Genomic DNA, 17,534 nt, shown 5'->3' on the forward strand with positions numbered 1-17,534 from the left:
TGACGTGCGCAGGGGGTGACTGGGCACGTGGGGCCGATCGATTGGTGGGGTGCGGAAGAGCACCGCACTCTACGGCTTGCTGAAAGAGCAATATCTCGCACAAGGCGTCTGCGACAAGGAGGCGGCCGACGCCGCCGCCAAACAAACTGCTCAAGAAATGGAAACCCAGGACGCCACTCATATCCTGGATTCTATTGCCGGTGGTACGAAGGGAGACACACTCTCCCTCGCGGATCGGTCGGTTAATCGATCGATTGGGTCGCAATGGAAGTCTCGCATACAGGCGCTGAAAGATGCCGTGAAGAAAGCCGCAGCACGGGGCGACAAGAAGATGAATGTCAAATTAGAGCCTTGTAACGGGGAGCCCACCTCATGACGATGTTAAACTCCGGATTTGCGTATTGCATTGAGAAATTTGGTTCCCCGCTGGATGGGGAGACGTTTCCACATGACGTTGTTGAGCGCTATCGAGGCAAGGTGCCAGACGCCATGTTGGATTTCTGGTCTCAGTACGGATCGGGATTATGGTTGGATGGGTACTTCCAGCTTGTTCGGCCAGATCGTTATGATGGACTGATCAATGTGATCCTTGGGGATGATCCTGATTTTCCTTCACAGAAATCGGTGTTGATTGGCTATAGTGCGTTTGGTACTTTACTCGTTTGGAACAATAAGAATTATTTTCTGCGTGTCGATTTGGTAAATAGATATGCTTACACTCGGCATGTTAATTCAAAACATCCGGTTCTTGACCCCGATCGATCACTGCCATCAACGCTGAATGCTGTCGATGGCGGTGTCTACGATTTTATAGAGAACACCGATGCTGCTAAGCCGCTGTTTGCGCGCGCAATCAAACAATCTGGCAAGCTTGGGTATGGCGAGTGTTATGGGTTTGTGCCTGCGGTGGGGCTCGGGGGGCGGGGGGTACTGGAGGAGGTTCAGCGGGTGCGGGCTTTGGAGCATTTTTCCATTCTGGCGCAGCTGGGGCCGATCGAGCTGCGGTATATGGATACTGAGAGGCGGAAGATTGTGGTGTTGCGGGCGCTTGGGGGGTGAGGGGGATTGGGGTGTTTGTCGTTTTTTGATGGGTGTGGAAACGCGATCGATCTGCCTGCCGCCGATTGTTGCTGGGGCGTGTGAGCCGAGGTTATGACGACGATTAACGCCGGATTTGCGTATTGTATCAAGAAATTTGGGCCACCGGCTGGCGGTGAGCCCGTCTCGACCGATATCTGCAAGACGTTCAGAAATCGTGTGCCTGCGTCTTTGTTGGATTTCTGGACCGAGTATGGATCAGGTCTATGGCTGGACGGGAAGTTTCAACTCGTACGCCCCGATCGTTATCAGGGACTTGTCAATTTGATATTGCAAGGCGATTCGGATTTTCCGTCGAATGAATCTGTATTGATCGGGTATACTGCTTTTGGGCAATTATTGGTATGGAATAATAAAAATTACTTTCTTCAGTTGGACCTCGTTAGAAAATACGCGTATACTGATCACACCGATACTACCCATCCTTTTCTCGATGCCGACCGCGCACTGCCCAGTTTTTTAAACAAAGTAGATTCGAACGCTTACGATTTTTTTGAAGCGACGAACGCTGCGAAACCGTTATTCACCCGTGCTGTGAAAAAGTGCGGCAAGTTGGGGTACGGGGAATGCTATGGGTTTGTGCCTGCGGTGGGGCTCGGGGGGCGTGGCGTGTTGGAGGCGGTGCAGCGGGTGCGGGCTTTGGAGCATTTTTCCATTCTGGCGCAGTTGGGGCCGATCGAGCTGCGGTATATGGATACTGAGAGGCGGAAGATTGTGGTGTTGCGGGAACTCGGGGGTTAGGCGGATTTGGTGCAGCGGTGGGCGACACTTTGCGTGCCCATCCTGCGCTTGCCTGGTGAAAGGACTATCAACCGATCGATCGGATTCGAGTGGTAATCGTGGGTTAAGGCGCTCAAACAAGCCGTTAAACGCAACGGCGCTGGGTCAGAAAAAGAACGAAGAATTGAAACCCTGCGAGTTTAAATTATGACGGAATTAAATGAAGATTTTGCGTATTGCCTCGAAAAATTCGGACTTCCGGTGGGGGGAGAGCGGATCGATCCGCGTGTCATCGAAGCATATCGATCAATAGTCCCTGATTCGATGATTGCGTTCTGGAAGGAGTGCGGCGTCGGGTTGTGGCTGGACGGGAGGTTTCAGCTTGTTTCTCCGGATCGGTATCGAGGCTTGCTTGATTTGATATTGCAGGGTGATCCTGATTATCCGCCGGATCAGTCGGTTCTGGTCGGATTTGGCGCTTTTGGTAAGTTGTTGATCTGGAACAATGAAAAATATACTTTGGAAGTCGATCTGGTTGAGGGGATAGCTTATACGAATTTTCCGAATCCTCGGTTTAATCTCTTAGCGCCAGATCGGAAGTTGCCCGGCGAATTACGCCATGTCGATGATCCGATTTATGATTGCCGCGAGCGGACCGATGCTGCCAAGCCGCTTTTTACCCGGGCGGTGAAGACGTACGGGAAGCTTGCTTATGGCGAGTGTTACGGGTTCGTGCCGGCTGTGAGGCTTGGTGGGCGGGGGTTGCTGGAGGATGTCCAGCGAGTGCGGGCTTTGGAGCATTTTTCCATTCTGGCGCAGCTGGGGCCGATCGAGCTGCGGTATATGGATACTGAGAGGCGGAAAATTGTGGTGTTGCGGGCGCTTGGGGGGTGAGGGGGAAAGAGTTCTGCGTTGGTTGTTGACGTGCGCCGGGGGTGACTGGGCACGTGGGGCCGAACGATTGGTGGGGTGCGGAAGAGCACCCCACCCTACGGCTTGCTGTTCCGGCTTTTCTGCCTCAGCCTCGATCAGGTACGGGCACGATTAGGCTTGGATATGGCCGATTATATCGATCGGATGCCGCGTTGAAAGCGCCCGATTGCGATCTGGCGGTGCGGCAGTTACCGGTTAACGTGAGCACGTTTGGGCGAGGCCGGTTGTTGGGCGGTTTGGGATGGATGCGAGGAGTTCGGTGAAGGAAGAGCTTCTTTTTTGTAAAAAAGAAGCAAAAAACTTTTGGTTATCAAGGGTTGTCCATCGTAGTTTCGTTCATCGGTGGGGCGGATAGACTGGTGTGGTGCGGAAGGGTGCCCTACCCTACAGCTTGCTGGTGGAGTACGGAAGAACAACTCACCGTAAAGCTTGTTATTGCTGACCTAATCATTTGGAGCGTCTGATGTATTCTTTTCTAGTTCTGTAAATATCGAGACGATTAGTGAGTGACAGCAGAAATTTCCTGATTCTATCAAGTTCAACAATCAATTTACTGATATCTACAGACATGCCAACATCTTTGAAAGTCTCAACGCCATGCGATAGGTCGTTACGATTTTTTTTAACGATGTCAAGATACTGGCCGCCCAATGTTTCACGCGGCGGTGTCCAATTGCACTTGATTTCATTTGATAGTCTCATGATGGCTTTCTGATCCAAATTTCCCGAAAAGGGTAATTTAATACTAGGGTTCGACCAGTCTACTTGATCTTTAGTCGCTTTTAAAAAATCGACAATAAACTCGGCATGATTTGTTCCGTTTGAAAGTTTTTCGTTAAAGTTCGCTCTCATAAAGTCACGCTGCCAGAAATCAGTAATCTCATCGAATTTGTAGTTTCCGGCGTGTATGTCCTGCCGGATTGCTACAATCGAACTACGCAGACAATTCTCAACAAAATTATATATCATTATGAACACAGCGCCTTTCGATGCCGCAATAGTCTCGTTAGCCCTGTAAAATTTTCTTCCTGGCGTACTAAATTTTTTTTCAATATCCTCAAGAGATTTCAAATAAGACCGGACCTCTTTAGCTCGCTTTCGAAGTTCATTTTGCATTGAGAAGATTATCCCGCACATACTCAATCCGAGACCTCAATTTCGGACCGCTGTTAGTCCCTTCAGCCTTAACGAGGTCTTCAAATTTCTTTGACAACAACCATTTCGAGTTAGTAAATTTCAACGCCGGCCTTGTTTTTAGGGCGAGCGCTGTCCCAACCGCTACAGCTTCAAATCGCACGCGAGGCAGTCGCCCTGGACTACCCGGTCTATAAAATGCAGTTTCATAGTTTTCGCTGATGAAACTCATAGTTTTATTAAACAGATTTCGCATTTCCCGAATATCGGAATGTTTCTTTGTCTTATTGTATTTGACAACCTCATCATCAAGAAATCGTTGAACGTCATGCGTGAAGTTTTCGTACTCTTCTACATATATAAAAAACCTTGTTACGAGTTCTTGCCTTTCCGCTACCGGGTCTCTTTTTCCGGCTATGACCGGTGAAAGTTTTATGAACGATTCATCGTTCGCACAAGCAATAACAAGATCAAGAAATTTACCTTGATAGGCTCCCTTTCTTATCTCGGCATCGGTAAGTTTTTTTCCTGAAGTATTAAGGCGCCTAAATAGCTCGATTCGAGTCTGCTCTGAAGTTCCTTGCCCGAGTACAAAAGATCGAATAGGAGTATTGTTGAATCGCCTCTGAAATACAATAGGAAATTCCGAAAATTTGAGGCCATTAAGAATAGTAACTTTTTTTAGTCCAGTCAGGCGAAATTTGTTACTTGCGAAAGCTACTAGGCATCTTATTCTCTGGGACCCATCAACAATTTCGAGTTTGCCGCGAACGTCATAGAAAAAAATTGGAGGAACTGGTACGCGCATCAGTAAGCTCTCAATGAAATAAGACTGCTGTTCGTCGGACCAAACTAATATTCTTTGATATGCGGGAATGTATATATCGCCTTCAGTTGGATCGTCGTCCTTGTATTTTTGGACTATTAGCTCCACTGAAAAATCAGTCACGACATAATTTACTTCGCTGCGAGCCGACTCCAGCGCTTTAGAAATTTCTTCTTCATTTTGAACGGTTTTTTCTTGTGACATAAGCCCGCCTCCAATCTACAATCCCAAAGTTTAGACTTCTATTATAAAAAAATCAAAATCAATGACATATCTTGCCTCCGCGCGTTCGAACTATGTTCGAATTTCTAAACAACCGTAGCTTTACAAATTACGATACAATAAGGACTGCTACACGCAAGGGGTACTCATCGAATTTAGGGTACAACATGTTATTTTTTATCTATGTTGGCCTCAATTATTTGGTGTGTTTTTAAATTGACATCACAGAAAATCGCCCGTGCGCGGTATGGTTAAGAAGTTTTTTGGTTCTTTTTTGCAAAAAAGAACTGCTTTCTTCCTTACTCCAAAGGCACCAGCACGCACACGGCGGCCTGGGCGGCGATGCCTTCGTTTCGGCCGGGGAAGCCTAATTTTTCGGTGGTGGTGGCTTTGACGGAGATGCGGGTGATGGGGATTTCGAGGAGTTCTGCGAGGCGGGTGCGCATGGCCTGCGCGTGGGGGGTGATTTTGGGGTGTTCGCAGATGATGGTGATGTCGGCGTTGGTGATGGCCGCACCTTTGGATGCCGCAAGTTGGGCGGCGTGGCGGAGGAAGTGGGCGCTGTCGGCGTTTTTCCAGGTGGCCTCGGAGGGGGGGAAGTGGCGGCCGATGTCGCCTTCGGCGAGGGCGCCGTAGATGGCGTCGCAGAGGGCGTGGATGGCGACGTCGGCGTCCGAGTGGCCGGAGAGGCCATGGGTGTGGGGGATTTCGATGTTGCAGAGGATGAGTTTGCGGCCTTCGGTGAGGGCGTGAACGTCGAAGCCGGTACCGATGCGGGGGATGGCGCCGGCGGCGATGAGGGTTTTCAGGTCCATGCGGTTGGGTCTCCGGTGAGGCGGGTTTGGGCGGGGTTTGGCGATTGGGGGGGTGCGCGTCAAGGATGGGGGCGGTCGTGGCCTGGGGACATTGCGCGTCAAGGATTGGGCTAGTAGTGATTAAATCATGAGCAACGATGTGGGCATGACGCCGAAACTCAAGCCGATTACGCTGCGGGCGGGCCATGGGCGGCCTGAGCGGGATGTGGTGATCGATGTGCCGGTTATTTTGGCACCGATGTCTGGCGTGAGCGATCTGCCGTTCCGGCGCCTGGTGAAGTCGATGGGTGCGGGGCTGGTGGTTTCGGAGATGATCGCGTCGTGGGCGATGATCCATGAAAATGCCGCGACGTTGCGGATGGCGTCGGTCGATGGCGGGACGGGGCCGAATTCGGTGCAGCTGGCCGGGTGTGATCCGGCGGCGATGGCGGAGGCGGCGCGGATTGCGGTGGCGGGTGGCGCGGACATCGTTGACATCAATTTCGGCTGTCCGGTGAAAAAAGTGGCGGTCGGGCAGATGGCCGGGTCGGCGCTGATGCGTGATGAGGCGCGGGCGGCGCGGATTTTGGAGGCGACGGCGCGGGCGGTGGATGTGCCGGTGACGTTGAAGATGCGGATGGGGTGGGACCGGGCGAGTTTGAACGCCCCTGCCCTCGCCCGGATTGCACAGGATGTGGGGATTGCGCTGGTGAGTGTGCATGGGCGGACGCGCCAGCAGTTTTATGAAGGTGTGGCGGATTGGGATTTCATTGCATCGGTGAAGGATGCGGTGTCGATTCCGGTGGTTGCCAATGGCGATATCACGAGTGTGGCGGCGGCGGATGAGGCGTTGGCGCGGTCGGGTGCGGATGGGGTGATGATCGGGCGCGGGGCGTATGGGCGGCCGTGGTTTCTGGCCCAGGTTTCGGCTTATCTGATGAGCGGGCGGGTGGTGGCTGATCCGGCGTTGGAGGCGCAGCGGGATGTGTTGCTGGCGCATTATCGGGCGATGCGGGCGCATTATGGCGAGTTGGCGGGGTTGCGGGCGGCGCGCAAGCATATCGGGTGGTATTCGCGGGGGCTGTATGGCGCGGCGGAGTTTCGCGCGACGGTGATGCGGCTGGATGAGGCGGCGGCGGTGGAGGATCTGGTGGCGCGGTTTTATGAGCGGGCGGTGCGGGGCGAGGCCGCTGGAGATGACTCGTTGCAGGACGCCGCATGAGCGGACTGCGCGGCGCGTTTCGGCGGCGGGCGACGGCGCTGAAGCGGGCCGAGGCGCCGGCGGAGACGGCGCGGTTGCTGGCGGCGTTGCCGCTGGCGGTGTGCGAGCTCGATGCGGATGATCGGTTTCTGTTCGTCAATTACGCGGCGGAGGAGTTGTTCGGCTCATCCACGGCGTTTTTATATGGCAAGCCGCTGCATGATATTCTGCCGGCGGATCATCCGATTTTCATGTTGCTGGACCGGGCGCGGCGGGATGGGGCGCCGATTGCCGAGCATGATCTGGTGATCGAGGGGCCGCGGTTCGCGCGGCGGGGGATTTCGTTGCAGGCGGCGCCGATTGCCGATGCGCCGGGGCATCTGGTGGTGACGTTGCAGGACAGTTCGGCGGCGCGGGCGCTGGATCAGCAATTGTCGGCGCGGAATGCGGCGCGGAGCATCACCGGGATGGCGGCGGTGCTGGCGCATGAGGTGAAGAATCCGCTGTCGGGGATTCGGGGCGCGGCGCAGTTGCTGGAGGCGAACGCAGCGGCGGATGACCGGGAGCTGGCGGTGCTGATCCGCGACGAGGTGGACCGGATCAAGGATCTGGTCGAGCGGATCGAGGTGTTCGGCGACAAGAAGCTCGATCTGCAGGCGGTGAATGTGCACCGGGTGCTCGAACATGTGCGGCGGTTGGCGCAGAGCGGGTTCGCGGCGCGGATCCGGTTTGTCGAGGCGTATGATCCGTCGTTGCCGTCGGTGCTGGGGAACCGGGACCAATTGGTGCAGGTGTTGCTCAATCTGATCAAGAACGCGGCGGAGGCGGTGGCGGAGACCGAGCGGGCGGATGGCGAGATCTATCTGGCGACCGGGTTTCAGCATGGGGTGCGTCTGGCCGCATCGAGCGGGCGGGGGCAGCCGAATCTGCCGATTTTCATTGCGGTGCGCGATAATGGCGCAGGGATTCCCGAGGATATCAGGCGGCATCTGTTCGAGCCGTTCGTGAGCACCAAGGCGGCGGGGTCCGGGTTGGGGCTGGCGCTGGTTGCGAAAATTGTGGCGGACCATGGGGGGTTGATCAACGTGGATAGCAGGCCGGGACGCACGGAATTTCGGATTCATCTACCGCAGTTCGAGGATCGCGGCGAGGGTGAGCATCGATGACGACCTTGCCTACGATTCTGATCGCCGATGATGATCGTTCGATCCGCACGGTGTTGACCCAGGCGCTGGGGCGGTCGGGGTATCAGGTGCGCACGACATCGTCGGCGGCGACGCTGTGGCGGTGGGTGGAGGATGGCGAGGGTGATCTGGTGATCACCGATGTGCTGATGCCCGATGAGAACGGGCTGGATCTGGTGCCGCGGATCAAGCGCATCCGGCCGGAATTGCCGGTGCTGGTGATGTCGGCGCAGTCGACCATTCTGACGGCGGTGCAGTCGACCCAGCGGGGGGCGTTCGAGTATCTGCCGAAGCCGTTCGATCTTGGTGAGTTGCTCAATATCGTCGATCGGGCGCTCAAGCAGCCGACGCTGGCCGCACCGGTCGAGGCTTCGAAGGCGGCGGAGGATAATCTGCCGCTGATCGGGCGATCGGGCTCGATGCAGGAGATCTACCGGGTGATCGCGCGGCTGACGACGACGGATCTGACGGTGATGATCACCGGGGAATCCGGTTCGGGCAAGGAATTGGTGGCGCGCGCGCTGCATGATTACGGGCGCCGGCGGCAGGGGCCGTTCGTTGCGATCAACATGGCGGCGATTCCGCGCGAGTTGATCGAGAGCGAGTTGTTCGGCCATGAGCGCGGCGCGTTTACCGGGGCGACCAACCGGCATATCGGGCGGTTCGAGCAGGCGGCGGGCGGGACGCTGTTTCTCGATGAGATCGGCGATATGCCGCCCGAGGCGCAGACGCGGCTGCTGCGGGTGTTGCAGGAAGGCGAGTTCACCACGGTGGGCGGGCGGCAGCCGATCCGGGCGAATGCGCGGATCGTTGCCGCGACGCACCGGGATTTGCGGGTGCTGATCCGCTCGGGGCAGTTTCGCGAGGATTTGTTCTATCGGTTGAACGTGGTGCCGATCCGCCTGCCGCCGTTGCGCGAGCGGGCGGGCGATATCGCTTTGCTGGCGCAGCATTTTCTGAGCCGTGCGCAGGCCGAGGGGTTGCCGGCCAAGACGCTGGCGCCAGAGGCGATGCTGCGGCTCGCCGCCTACCGCTGGCCGGGCAATGTGCGCGAGCTGGAAAATCTGATGCGGCGGTTTTCCGCTTTGGTGCCGCAAGCGGTGATCACGGAAGAGATCGTCGAGGCGGAGCTGGCCGAGCGCGTCGGGCATGATCAGGCCGTACCGCACGCCGGCGATGCCGCACCGGATACGCCGCAGGCGGTGGAGCGCGCGATCGAGCGGCATGTGGCGCGGCTGATGGGCGAGGCGCGTGACAAGGGCGAGGACGGGGTGCTCTATGACCGGGTGCTGGCCGCGTTCGAGGAGCCGTTGATCCGCCTGGTGCTGGGTGAGACGCGGGGCAATCAGATCCGGGCCGCGGCGATGCTGGGGCTCAACCGGAACACGCTGCGCAAGAAGATCCGCGAGCACGAGATCGGGGTGACGCGGCGGGTCGGCTGAAAGGGTTTTTGGTTTGGACCAGATGACCAACCGGGCGGAGCCGGCCGATGCGCCGGTGCGGGCGCGGCTGCTGAATGTGCTGCTGGGGCGGGTCTCGACGCTGGTGCTGGCCACGCTGGCGCTGGCGCTGGGCATCGGCAGTTTTGCCTATCTGGCGGGCGGCATCAAACTGGAGCTGCATTCCGGCGCGGCGTTCGGCCTCGCGATCGGTGATATTTCGATCCTGCTGCTGCTGATCACCGTGCTGGTGGCGCGGGTGACGCGGGTGGTGATGGAGAGCCGGCGGGGTGCGGCGGGGGCGCGGCTGCATGTGCGGCTGGTGCTGCTGTTCGGCGGCGTGGCGGCGGTGCCGGCGATCCTGGTTGCGATCTTTGCGGCCGTGTTCTTCAATCTTGGCATCCAGGCCTGGTTCAATCAGCGGGTGCGCACCGCTCTGGCGGAGAGCCAGCAGGTGGCCGTCGGGTATCTGGATGCGAAGAAGAACAGCATCCGGCTCGATGCGCTGGCGATCGCCAACGATCTCAACCAGAACGGGCCGATTTTCTACGGTGATCCCCAGAACTTCTTCAATCAGGGGTTTCTGAGCGTGCTGGTGGCGCAGACCGAGTTGCACGGCCTGACCCAATCGGCGATTTTCGAGCCCTTGACGGACAAGGTGGTCGCATCCGCCGGGCTGTTCGCCGGCGCGGGGGTGACCTTGCCGCCGGCCGAGGTGGTGGCGGAGGCGGAGAAGCATCAGATCGCGGTGTGGAGCACGCCGGGTTCGACGCTGGAAAGTGCGGTGGTCCAGCTCGAGGCGACGCCGACGCTGATGCTGATGGTCGAGCGGCCGCTCGATCCGAGTATTCTCGCGCATGTCGATCGGACGCGCCAGGCGCTGGCGGAATACAACCGGCTGGAGCATCACCGGGCGCAGTTCGAGTTGTTTTTCGCGCTGATTTTCGCGACCGTGGCCTTGCTGGTGCTGTCCGGCGCATCGTTGATCGGGCTGGTGTTCGCCAATCAGATCGCGCGGCCGATTTCGTATCTGATCGAGGCGGCGGAGCGGGTGCGGGCGGGTGATTATCTGGTGCGGGTGCCCGAAGGCGATTCGGGCGATGATGTCGCCGGGTTGTCGCGCGCGTTCAACCGGATGACCGGACAGATTGCCGAGCAGCGCGCCGAGCTGATGAGCGCCTATGGCCAGATCGATGAGCGGCGGCGCTTTACCGAGACGGTGCTGGCGGGGGTTTCCGCCGGGGTGATCGGGCTTGATCCGCGCGGGCGGATCGAACTGCCGAACCGGGCGGCTTCGGTGTTGCTCGGCATCGATCTGCTGGCGCATCTGGGTACGCCGCTGGTGGATTTGCTGCCGGATTTCGCGCCATTGCTCGAACAGGCGCGCGCGACGCCGGAAAAGCCCGCGACCGGCGAGATCGACTACGGTGCCGCCAATGCCAAGCAGATGTTTCTGGTGCGGATCGGGGCGGATCTGAAGGGTGAGCGGGCGACCGGCTTTGTTGTCACGTTCGATGACATCACCGAACTGCAGGCGGCCCAGCGCAAGGCGGCCTGGGCGGATGTGGCGCGGCGGATCGCGCATGAAATCAAGAACCCCCTCACCCCGATCCAGCTTTCGGCCGAGCGGCTGAAGCGGCGGTTTACCCGCGAGATCACCTCCGACCCCGAGAGTTTCGCGCAATGCGCGGATACCATCGTGCGGCATGTCGGTGACATCGGGCGGATGGTCGATGAGTTTTCGGCGTTCGCGCGGATGCCGCAGCCGATCATCAAATCCGAGGATCTGGGGCGGATTGGGCGCGAGGCGGTGATTTTGCAGCGCAGCGCACATCCCGGCATCGAATGGGTGGTGGAATGCCCCGAGCCGGCGCCACGGGCGCGCTGCGATGCGCGGCTGATCGGCCAGGCGCTGACCAATCTGCTGCAGAACGCCGCCGATGCGATTGCGATGCGCGCCGATAACGTCGAGCGGGGCACCGTACACGGTCATGTGACCTTGCGGATTACGCCCGGTGAAGACGCGCACCAGATCGCCGTGATCGATGATGGCGTAGGCCTGCCCACGCAGGATCGTGCGCGGCTGGTCGAGCCCTATATTACCCACAAGCCGAAGGGCACCGGCCTGGGTCTCGCCATTGTGCGCAAGATCATGGAAGATCACCAGGGTGGTCTGGAACTGTCGGACCGGGACGGATTGCCCGGTTCGGTCGTAACGCTGAGTTTGAAAGCCGATTAGGGGGACAATGTCCGAAATACTCATCATCGACGACGAGCCGGATATCAGGTTGCTGATCGACGCGATTCTGCGCGACGAGGGCTACACCACGCGCAACGCGGGAACGTCGGACGATGCGGTGGCCGCGTTCCGCGACCGGAAACCGTCGATGGTGGTGCTCGATGTCTGGCTGCAGAACTCGCCGCTCGATGGGATCGGGATTCTGCAGATCATGAAGGCCGAGGCGCCCGAAGTGCCGGTGGTGATGATTTCGGGCCATGGCACGATCGAAATGGCGGTGAACGCGATTCAGTTCGGCGCGTATGATTTCATCGAAAAACCGTTCAAATCGGACCGGCTGCTGCTGATCATCCAGCGCGCGCTGGAGGCGGCGAAACTCGCGTCGGAAAATGCCGAGTTGCGGCTGCGGGTGGGGGCGAATTCCGAGCTGACCGGCTCCAGCGCCGCGATTACCGGGCTGCGCCACGCGATCGAGAAAGTGGCACCGACCGGTTCGCGGGTGCTGCTGTCGGGTGCGGCTGGCGCGGGCAAGGAGGTGGTGGCGCGGATGATCCACGCCCAGTCCAAGCGCGCGGATGGGCCGTTCGTGGTGCTGAATTGCGCGATCCTTGCCCCTGAACGCGTCGAGGTGGAATTGTTCGGCACCGAGGCCGGCGCCGATCCGAACGCGCAGCCGCGCCGGGCGGGCGTGCTGGAGCGCGCGCATGGCGGGACGCTGCTGCTCGATGAGATTGCCGATATGCCGCTGGAAACCCAGGGCAAGATCGTGCGGGTGTTGCAGGACCAGAGTTTCGAGCGGATCGGCGGCAGCACGCGGGTGAAGGTGGATTTGCGGATCATTGCGAGTTCGGCGCGGGATTTGCAGGCGGCGATCGCGGCCGGGCGGTTCCGCCAGGATTTGTATTACCGGCTTGCGGTGGTGCCGCTGCGGGTGCCGAGCCTGCGCGAGCGGCGCGAGGATATTCCCGAACTCGCCGCACTGTTTCTCAAACGGGCGGCCGAGACATCCGGCCTGCCGCCGCGCGTGCTGTCATCCGAGGCGCTGGCGGCGTTGCAGGTGCATGACTGGCCAGGCAATGTGCGCCAGCTGCGAAACGTGATGGACTGGCTGATGATCATGCACCCCGGCGAGGCCGGCGAGGCATTCCGGGCGGACCATCTGCCGGTGGAGATCGGCGCGCATGCGCCGCGGGCGCTGGCGATCGATCCGCTGGCGGATATCATGGCCCTGCCGCTGCGCGAGGCGCGGGACGTGTTCGAGACGCAGTATCTGCAGGCACAGTTGCTGCGGTTTGGCGGGAATATCAGCCGGACGGCGAATTTCGTGGGGATGGAACGAAGCGCGCTGCATCGGAAATTGAAGCAATTGGGGATCGGGGCAGAGGATCGGGCCGGGACTGGATGATGTGAAGGGAAAGACGACTTCTTTTTTGAAAAAAAGAAGCAAAAAACTTTTTGACTTGGGGACACGGGTTGTTGAAGCGGCACAGGCTTAGTTAATAAAGTTTTTTTTTGCATTTTTTTTACAAAAAGATGACTCGTACCAAACAATATATTGATCGCATCTGGAGGGAAAGAAGGCTTCTTTTTTGAAAAAAAGAAGCAAAAAACTTTTTGACTCGGGGGCACGGGTTGTTGAAGCGGCACAAGCCTAATTTAATAAAGTTTTTTTTGCTTCTTTTTTGTTCACAAAAAAGAAGACTTCCCTTGAACAAGGTGTCGGCTCCATAGCCCTTCATCGCGCGTCACTAACAAACGCAACCGTGCGACTCCGCGCGGGATTGTCGCGCTGTGAGCGTGGCACCACCGATGTGCTGGACCAGACGGGTTTTGCCGATCTGATCCGTTCGGGCGGCGCGGCGCGGTTGATACGGGCGCCTGACATCAGCTTGGTTATGGGGCGCCTGACATCAGCTTTGTTACGGGGCGCCTGACATCAGGCGACGCATGACCTTTTCCTGCCGGGTGCGGGCGATCGCGTCCTGCTCGCGGCGCTGGACGCAGGCCGCGTATGAGGGTGTGCCCGCCGTGTAGCCGAAGGCGGCGCAGAGCGCGGTGGGGGTTGGCGGCGGATCGGCCGGGGCGCAGCCGGCCAAGGCGAGCATCGATACGATGGCCAGCAAGGGCGGTGCGGGTGGCAGCTTGGGCACGGCTTGTCTCCCTCGGTTGCCGCAGATGTGGCGTGGCGTCGGCGTGAATTCAAACCCCGATGATCGGGCACCCGCCGATCGTGCCGGGTGCACAGGAGGGCGCACGGCCTTGCGCCGGGTGGGGGGCGATCCACTTCATGAGGCGGAGCGTGGAGTGAGTGATGTCATGAGCATCCTGCGATCGTCGGGCCGTTGCGTGGCCCTGGCCGGGTTTCTGGCGCTGGCGGGCTGCGCCTATACGCCGCCCGGTGGGTATTGTCCGCCTGGCCCGCCGCCGCCCGACCCGGCCGCGCCGGGCCATGGGATGCAGGCCGCACCGGCAAATGGGCAATCGGGCGCTACCCTGCCCTGCACGCCGGCGCCGGTGGCTGCATTCGGCGGGACGTATCCGGCGTATCCGTATGGCGGCGGGTTCGGGGATTCGGGGTTTGGGTATCCCGTCTATGGCGACCCGGGTTACGGCGCGCCCTATGGCTATGGGTATGGGTATGGGTATGGCGATGATTATCCCTATGGATGGGGCGGGATTGGCGTGGTGATTGGCGGCGGCGGCTGGCGCGGCGGGTGGGATCATGACCGCGATCGTGGGGATTTCGACCGGGCGGATGGGGATTTTCATGGCCCGCCGGATGACCATGACGGCAGGCCGGGCGGGTTTCACGGTGGGCCCCCGGGTCCACCGCCGGGTGGACAACCGGGTGGACCGCCAGGCCCGCCGCCGGGTGGGCCGGCTGGTGGTGCCGTTCATGGCGGCGGACACCCGGCCGGGCACGGCGGATTTCACTGAGGCGGGGCTGTGATGCTGCCTGCAGGCACCATCACAGCCGCGATCTCAGATGAGGTTCATCGTGATTTTGGTGCCGTCGGTCAGGGTCAGGTGATCGACGGTTTTGCTGAATGTTGAGGACTGGATGCTGACGCCGGCGTATTTGAAATTGTCCTTCGCCGCGTCGAAATGATTGATCACCACGCTCCCTCCCCCCGACACGCTGGAGAAGTTGAAGTAGTCAAAGCCCGATCCGGCATTGACCGTCATGTTCCCCGAGCCTGCCACGATCTGGGCGGAGCCTGAGACCTGATCGATCAGCGCGTTGCCCGAACCGGCGTGGAACGCAAGCGTGCCGGTGCTGCCGGTCAGGGTGATGTTGCCCGAACCCGCCGTGACGAAATCGGGGCCGCTGCCGTCGGTGAGGTGTGTGGCACCCGAACCGGCGATCAGCATGACGCCGCCGCTGCCGCTGGTGCCGCTGACGGACCCGGCGCCGCCCAAAACGGTGGTGGCCTGGTTGCCACCGATGAAACTCAACGCGTTCGTGCTGCCGGTTGCGCTGACCACGCCGCCACCGGCCAGCGTGATCATGTCGGTACCGGTGCTGATGACGGTATCGTTCGCGGCGAGGCTCAGTCGATCGGTTGCAGTGGCCGCGGTGGTGATATGATCGTGCCCGGCGGAATCCGTGAGCGAGAGGCCGCCGCTGCCGCCGGTGATGGTGCTGTGGCCGCCCCGGTCCGACAGGATGACGGATGTGGCACCGCCGGTGAAGGTCTGGTCGGCCTGGTTCAGGGTGACGATCTGCGGCTGGGTGCTGTTGGGCGATTGCGGGACCATGGCGGCGCTGGCCACCGTATCGGCGTAGTTCAGCTGGATGGTCTGGCCATCGACCAGGGTGAGCACGCCGCCGGATGCGTTGAACGAGGCCGAGCGGAGGTACTCGTTGTTCGCGAACCCTGTGTAATTGATCGGGTTGTGGGCGAAGGAGTAACCGTTGATGACGAGGGTGGTGGCACTGTTGGTGTTCGTGACATCGATGAAATTGTAGCCGGTGCCCGTATTGATCGTGGCGTTGCCGGTGCCGGTGATGATTTCGGCGCCACCGCTGGTGTTGCGCTGATCGATCACGGCGGCGCCGCTGCCGGCCTGGAAGAAGGTTGTGGCGCTGCCGCCGGTGATCGAGATGGACCCGGCGCCGCCCATGATGGAGTCGGTCCCGACACTGCCGACCTGGATGGTCGAGGCGCCGGCGCCGGCGACGATGGTGGTTTGCTGGCTGGCGGCGCTGATCGAGGCATCGCCGGTCACCGAGGCGCCGCCGACGACGCTGGTGACGACCGGCGCGGGCGGGGGCGGTGCGGGCGGGGGTGAGGTGGGTGGTGGCGCGGTGCCGCCGCTACCACTGGTTGAGCCATTGCCGGTGGGTGAGCCCGAGCCGGTGGGTGAGCCTGCGACGGTGGCGATGGCCTGCTCGTTGAACCACGCGCTGCTGATGCTGGGGGCGCCGACTGTTTCGATGGTGAGGGTTTCGGTGGACGATACGTGCAGGACGACACCGCCGCTGATGGTTGTGGCGCTGGTTATGATGTTGGCGATGCTGACGGGGGCGCCGGCGGCATCGACCAGGTCGAGATGGTCATACTGGGGGTTGAAGCCGGAGATGGTGACGTCGCCGGTGGCCTGCTGGTTGATGACGAACAGATCCTGGCCGGTGCCGGGGGCGAGCAAGGCGGTGGTGCTGGCCTGGATGAAGGTGGCACCGCCGCCGGCCTCGATGGTTTCGTTGCCGGAGCCTGCGAAAATATCGTTGCCGTTGGGGCCGCCGATGATGGTGTCGGCGCCCGATCCGCCGAACAGGAGGTTGATGCCGGTGCCGCCGACCAGCGTATCCGCACCGGAACCGGCGTAGAGCAGGGCGTTTTTGGTGGGGTCGACCGGGGTGAGCAGGGTGGGTGTGGTGTCGGTGGAGATGGTGACGTTGCCGAAGGAGAGGAGCTGGCCGTTGGCGAGGCGGGGGTCGATGGAGAATTGAGGGGTCGATCCGGCGGTTGAGTTCGGGCTGATGTAGGGGGCGCCGCTGGCGAGCAGCCAGCCGAAGGCTTGCATGGCCTGGTACTGGTATGCGCCCATAGTGGCGGCGTTGGCGGCGGAACTGGTGCTGACGGTGATGATGCCGGCGAGGGTTTGGAGGGCGAGGGCACCGTAGTCGCCTTGGGCATGGGCCCAGATCGTTGGTCCATTGGCGACGACGTTGGATTGACCTGCCGCTCCGGTCGCCTGTTCGATTCCCGCCCACGTCTTGATGAAGGCAGCGGAATTTGCAGGTCCCTGACCGGAAGCATCGTTAGGATTGAAGTAGTTCAAATTGTAGGTGATACCGTCGACTGGACTGAAGCCTTGAGTATCCGCGAAGAACCTTCCGACTAAAAAATTTGACTCCCATTTCAAGAATGTGACGGCGTTTTGATTGCCAAGTTCGGCTCCTTGAACAATTGTGCTCGCCAAATAATCTTGTTGCCATGGGGCCATTTGCCCAATATTGCCATACGATCCAATAAGGTAGCCATATGCCTGTCCCTCGTCCTGAGTCCAAGTCGGAATCATGGAAACGAGGTAGGCATAGTTATCGTTCACAACTTGAGTAAAATATGTTTTTGCCTGCGAACCGGCTGGGTTTGCTGCCGCAGCCTCCTGTATTGAGCGTAAACTCCACGCCGAACCGCGGACCTGTTCGCCGCCATTCACGATAATATCGGTATAGGAAATCCCGTTTGCGCCGGTGACTTGGCGTGTGGGATTCCATTGGTTATCGAGCGAAAACG

General features: G+C 59.7%; 15 protein-coding genes. 10 read left to right on the forward strand and 5 right to left on the reverse strand.

The annotated features are described in order from the left end of the window. Positions 1-76: 76 nt before the first annotated feature. The 4 genes from AruPA_RS16635 to AruPA_RS16650 all read left to right on the forward strand — a co-directional run bounded on the left by AruPA_RS16635 (position 77) and on the right by AruPA_RS16650 (position 2,712). On the forward strand, positions 77-376 hold the full coding sequence (locus tag AruPA_RS16635) for a polymorphic toxin type 15 domain-containing protein (protein WP_265637902.1): 300 nt from the start codon (positions 77-79) through the stop codon (positions 374-376). Further along, positions 373-1,059: a GAD-like domain-containing protein gene (locus tag AruPA_RS16640; protein WP_265637903.1), complete on the forward strand. Its 687-nt coding sequence runs from the start codon at positions 373-375 to the stop codon at positions 1,057-1,059. Before AruPA_RS16635 ends, AruPA_RS16640 begins: the two co-directional genes overlap by 4 nt. A gap of 93 nt (positions 1,060-1,152) precedes the next feature. Next, positions 1,153-1,839 carry a GAD-like domain-containing protein gene (locus AruPA_RS16645; protein WP_265637904.1) on the forward strand — a complete coding sequence of 229 codons (687 nt, stop codon included), beginning with the start codon at positions 1,153-1,155 and terminating at the stop codon, positions 1,837-1,839. A 186-nt stretch (positions 1,840-2,025) separates the two neighbouring features. Next, on the forward strand, positions 2,026-2,712 hold the full coding sequence (locus tag AruPA_RS16650) for a GAD-like domain-containing protein (RefSeq protein WP_265637905.1): 687 nt from the start codon (positions 2,026-2,028) through the stop codon (positions 2,710-2,712). 486 nt (positions 2,713-3,198) lie between these two features. Here the strand turns inward: AruPA_RS16650 and AruPA_RS16655 are convergent, their stop codons facing one another. From AruPA_RS16655 to ispF, 3 genes are all read right to left on the reverse strand, one after another. Beyond that, positions 3,199-3,888, reverse strand: coding sequence for an MAE_28990/MAE_18760 family HEPN-like nuclease (locus tag AruPA_RS16655; protein ID WP_408858860.1), 690 nt, complete (start codon positions 3,886-3,888; stop codon positions 3,199-3,201). Next, on the reverse strand, positions 3,857-4,915 hold the full coding sequence (locus tag AruPA_RS16660) for a DUF262 domain-containing protein (protein ID WP_265637908.1): 1,059 nt from the start codon (positions 4,913-4,915) through the stop codon (positions 3,857-3,859). The genes AruPA_RS16655 and AruPA_RS16660 overlap by 32 nt, the downstream gene beginning before the upstream one ends. A gap of 317 nt (positions 4,916-5,232) precedes the next feature. After that, positions 5,233-5,748, reverse strand: a complete 516-nt coding sequence (gene ispF, locus AruPA_RS16665; RefSeq protein ID WP_265637909.1) for a 2-C-methyl-D-erythritol 2,4-cyclodiphosphate synthase — start codon at positions 5,746-5,748, stop codon at positions 5,233-5,235. Positions 5,749-5,875: 127 nt separating this feature from the next. Between ispF and dusB the strand changes: the two genes are divergently transcribed. The 5 genes from dusB to AruPA_RS16690 are packed head-to-tail and all read left to right on the forward strand — an operon-like array spanning position 5,876 to position 13,195. Continuing rightward, positions 5,876-6,949 (forward strand): tRNA dihydrouridine synthase DusB, encoded by a 1,074-nt coding sequence (dusB, locus tag AruPA_RS16670; RefSeq protein WP_408858862.1) that lies wholly within the window; start codon positions 5,876-5,878, stop codon positions 6,947-6,949. Next, positions 6,946-8,094: a nitrogen regulation protein NR(II) gene (locus AruPA_RS16675; protein WP_265637910.1), complete on the forward strand. Its 1,149-nt coding sequence runs from the start codon at positions 6,946-6,948 to the stop codon at positions 8,092-8,094. The genes dusB and AruPA_RS16675 overlap by 4 nt, the downstream gene beginning before the upstream one ends. After that, positions 8,091-9,554: a nitrogen regulation protein NR(I) gene (gene ntrC, locus AruPA_RS16680; protein ID WP_265637911.1), complete on the forward strand. Its 1,464-nt coding sequence runs from the start codon at positions 8,091-8,093 to the stop codon at positions 9,552-9,554. The genes AruPA_RS16675 and ntrC overlap by 4 nt, the downstream gene beginning before the upstream one ends. 22 nt (positions 9,555-9,576) lie before the next feature. Beyond that, positions 9,577-11,790: a PAS domain-containing sensor histidine kinase gene (locus tag AruPA_RS16685; RefSeq protein ID WP_265637912.1), complete on the forward strand. Its 2,214-nt coding sequence runs from the start codon at positions 9,577-9,579 to the stop codon at positions 11,788-11,790. 7 nt (positions 11,791-11,797) lie between these two features. Next, the gene (locus AruPA_RS16690) at positions 11,798-13,195 is read left to right on the forward strand and encodes a sigma-54 dependent transcriptional regulator (protein ID WP_265637913.1); all 1,398 of its coding nucleotides are present in this window, start codon (positions 11,798-11,800) and stop codon (positions 13,193-13,195) included. A gap of 514 nt (positions 13,196-13,709) precedes the next feature. Here the strand turns inward: AruPA_RS16690 and AruPA_RS16695 are convergent. Continuing rightward, positions 13,710-13,940 carry a hypothetical protein gene (locus tag AruPA_RS16695; protein ID WP_265637914.1) on the reverse strand — a complete coding sequence of 77 codons (231 nt, stop codon included), beginning with the start codon at positions 13,938-13,940 and terminating at the stop codon, positions 13,710-13,712. 166 nt (positions 13,941-14,106) lie between these two features. Between AruPA_RS16695 and AruPA_RS16700 the strand changes: the two genes are divergently transcribed. Beyond that, the gene (locus AruPA_RS16700; RefSeq protein WP_265637915.1) at positions 14,107-14,727 is read left to right on the forward strand and encodes a hypothetical protein; all 621 of its coding nucleotides are present in this window, start codon (positions 14,107-14,109) and stop codon (positions 14,725-14,727) included. A 45-nt stretch (positions 14,728-14,772) separates the two neighbouring features. On the opposite strand, the gene AruPA_RS16705 is transcribed toward AruPA_RS16700, so the two are convergent. Further along, positions 14,773-17,076: an S-layer family protein gene (locus AruPA_RS16705; protein ID WP_265637916.1), complete on the reverse strand. Its 2,304-nt coding sequence runs from the start codon at positions 17,074-17,076 to the stop codon at positions 14,773-14,775. Between the last annotated feature and the right edge of the window lie 458 nt (positions 17,077-17,534).

Source organism: Acidiphilium sp. PA (assembly GCF_026191915.1).
Lineage (GTDB): Bacteria > Pseudomonadota > Alphaproteobacteria > Acetobacterales > Acetobacteraceae > Acidiphilium.

What these genes read in the sequence shown, in the direction of transcription:
- AruPA_RS16640 (WP_265637903.1), top strand. Translation starts at nt 373, where the DNA reads ATGACGATGTTAAACTCCGGATTTGCGTATTGCATTGAGAAATTTGGT.
- AruPA_RS16645 (WP_265637904.1), top strand. Translation starts at nt 1,153, where the DNA reads ATGACGACGATTAACGCCGGATTTGCGTATTGTATCAAGAAATTTGGG.
- AruPA_RS16650 (WP_265637905.1), top strand. Translation starts at nt 2,026, where the DNA reads ATGACGGAATTAAATGAAGATTTTGCGTATTGCCTCGAAAAATTCGGA.
- AruPA_RS16655 (WP_408858860.1), bottom strand. Translation starts at nt 3,888, where the DNA reads ATGTGCGGGATAATCTTCTCAATGCAAAATGAACTTCGAAAGCGAGCT.
- AruPA_RS16660 (WP_265637908.1), bottom strand. Translation starts at nt 4,915, where the DNA reads ATGTCACAAGAAAAAACCGTTCAAAATGAAGAAGAAATTTCTAAAGCG.
- ispF (WP_265637909.1), bottom strand. Translation starts at nt 5,748, where the DNA reads ATGGACCTGAAAACCCTCATCGCCGCCGGCGCCATCCCCCGCATCGGT.
- dusB (WP_408858862.1), top strand. Translation starts at nt 5,876, where the DNA reads ATGAGCAACGATGTGGGCATGACGCCGAAACTCAAGCCGATTACGCTG.
- AruPA_RS16675 (WP_265637910.1), top strand. Translation starts at nt 6,946, where the DNA reads ATGAGCGGACTGCGCGGCGCGTTTCGGCGGCGGGCGACGGCGCTGAAG.
- ntrC (WP_265637911.1), top strand. Translation starts at nt 8,091, where the DNA reads ATGACGACCTTGCCTACGATTCTGATCGCCGATGATGATCGTTCGATC.
- AruPA_RS16685 (WP_265637912.1), top strand. Translation starts at nt 9,577, where the DNA reads ATGACCAACCGGGCGGAGCCGGCCGATGCGCCGGTGCGGGCGCGGCTG.
- AruPA_RS16690 (WP_265637913.1), top strand. Translation starts at nt 11,798, where the DNA reads ATGTCCGAAATACTCATCATCGACGACGAGCCGGATATCAGGTTGCTG.
- AruPA_RS16700 (WP_265637915.1), top strand. Translation starts at nt 14,107, where the DNA reads ATGAGCATCCTGCGATCGTCGGGCCGTTGCGTGGCCCTGGCCGGGTTT.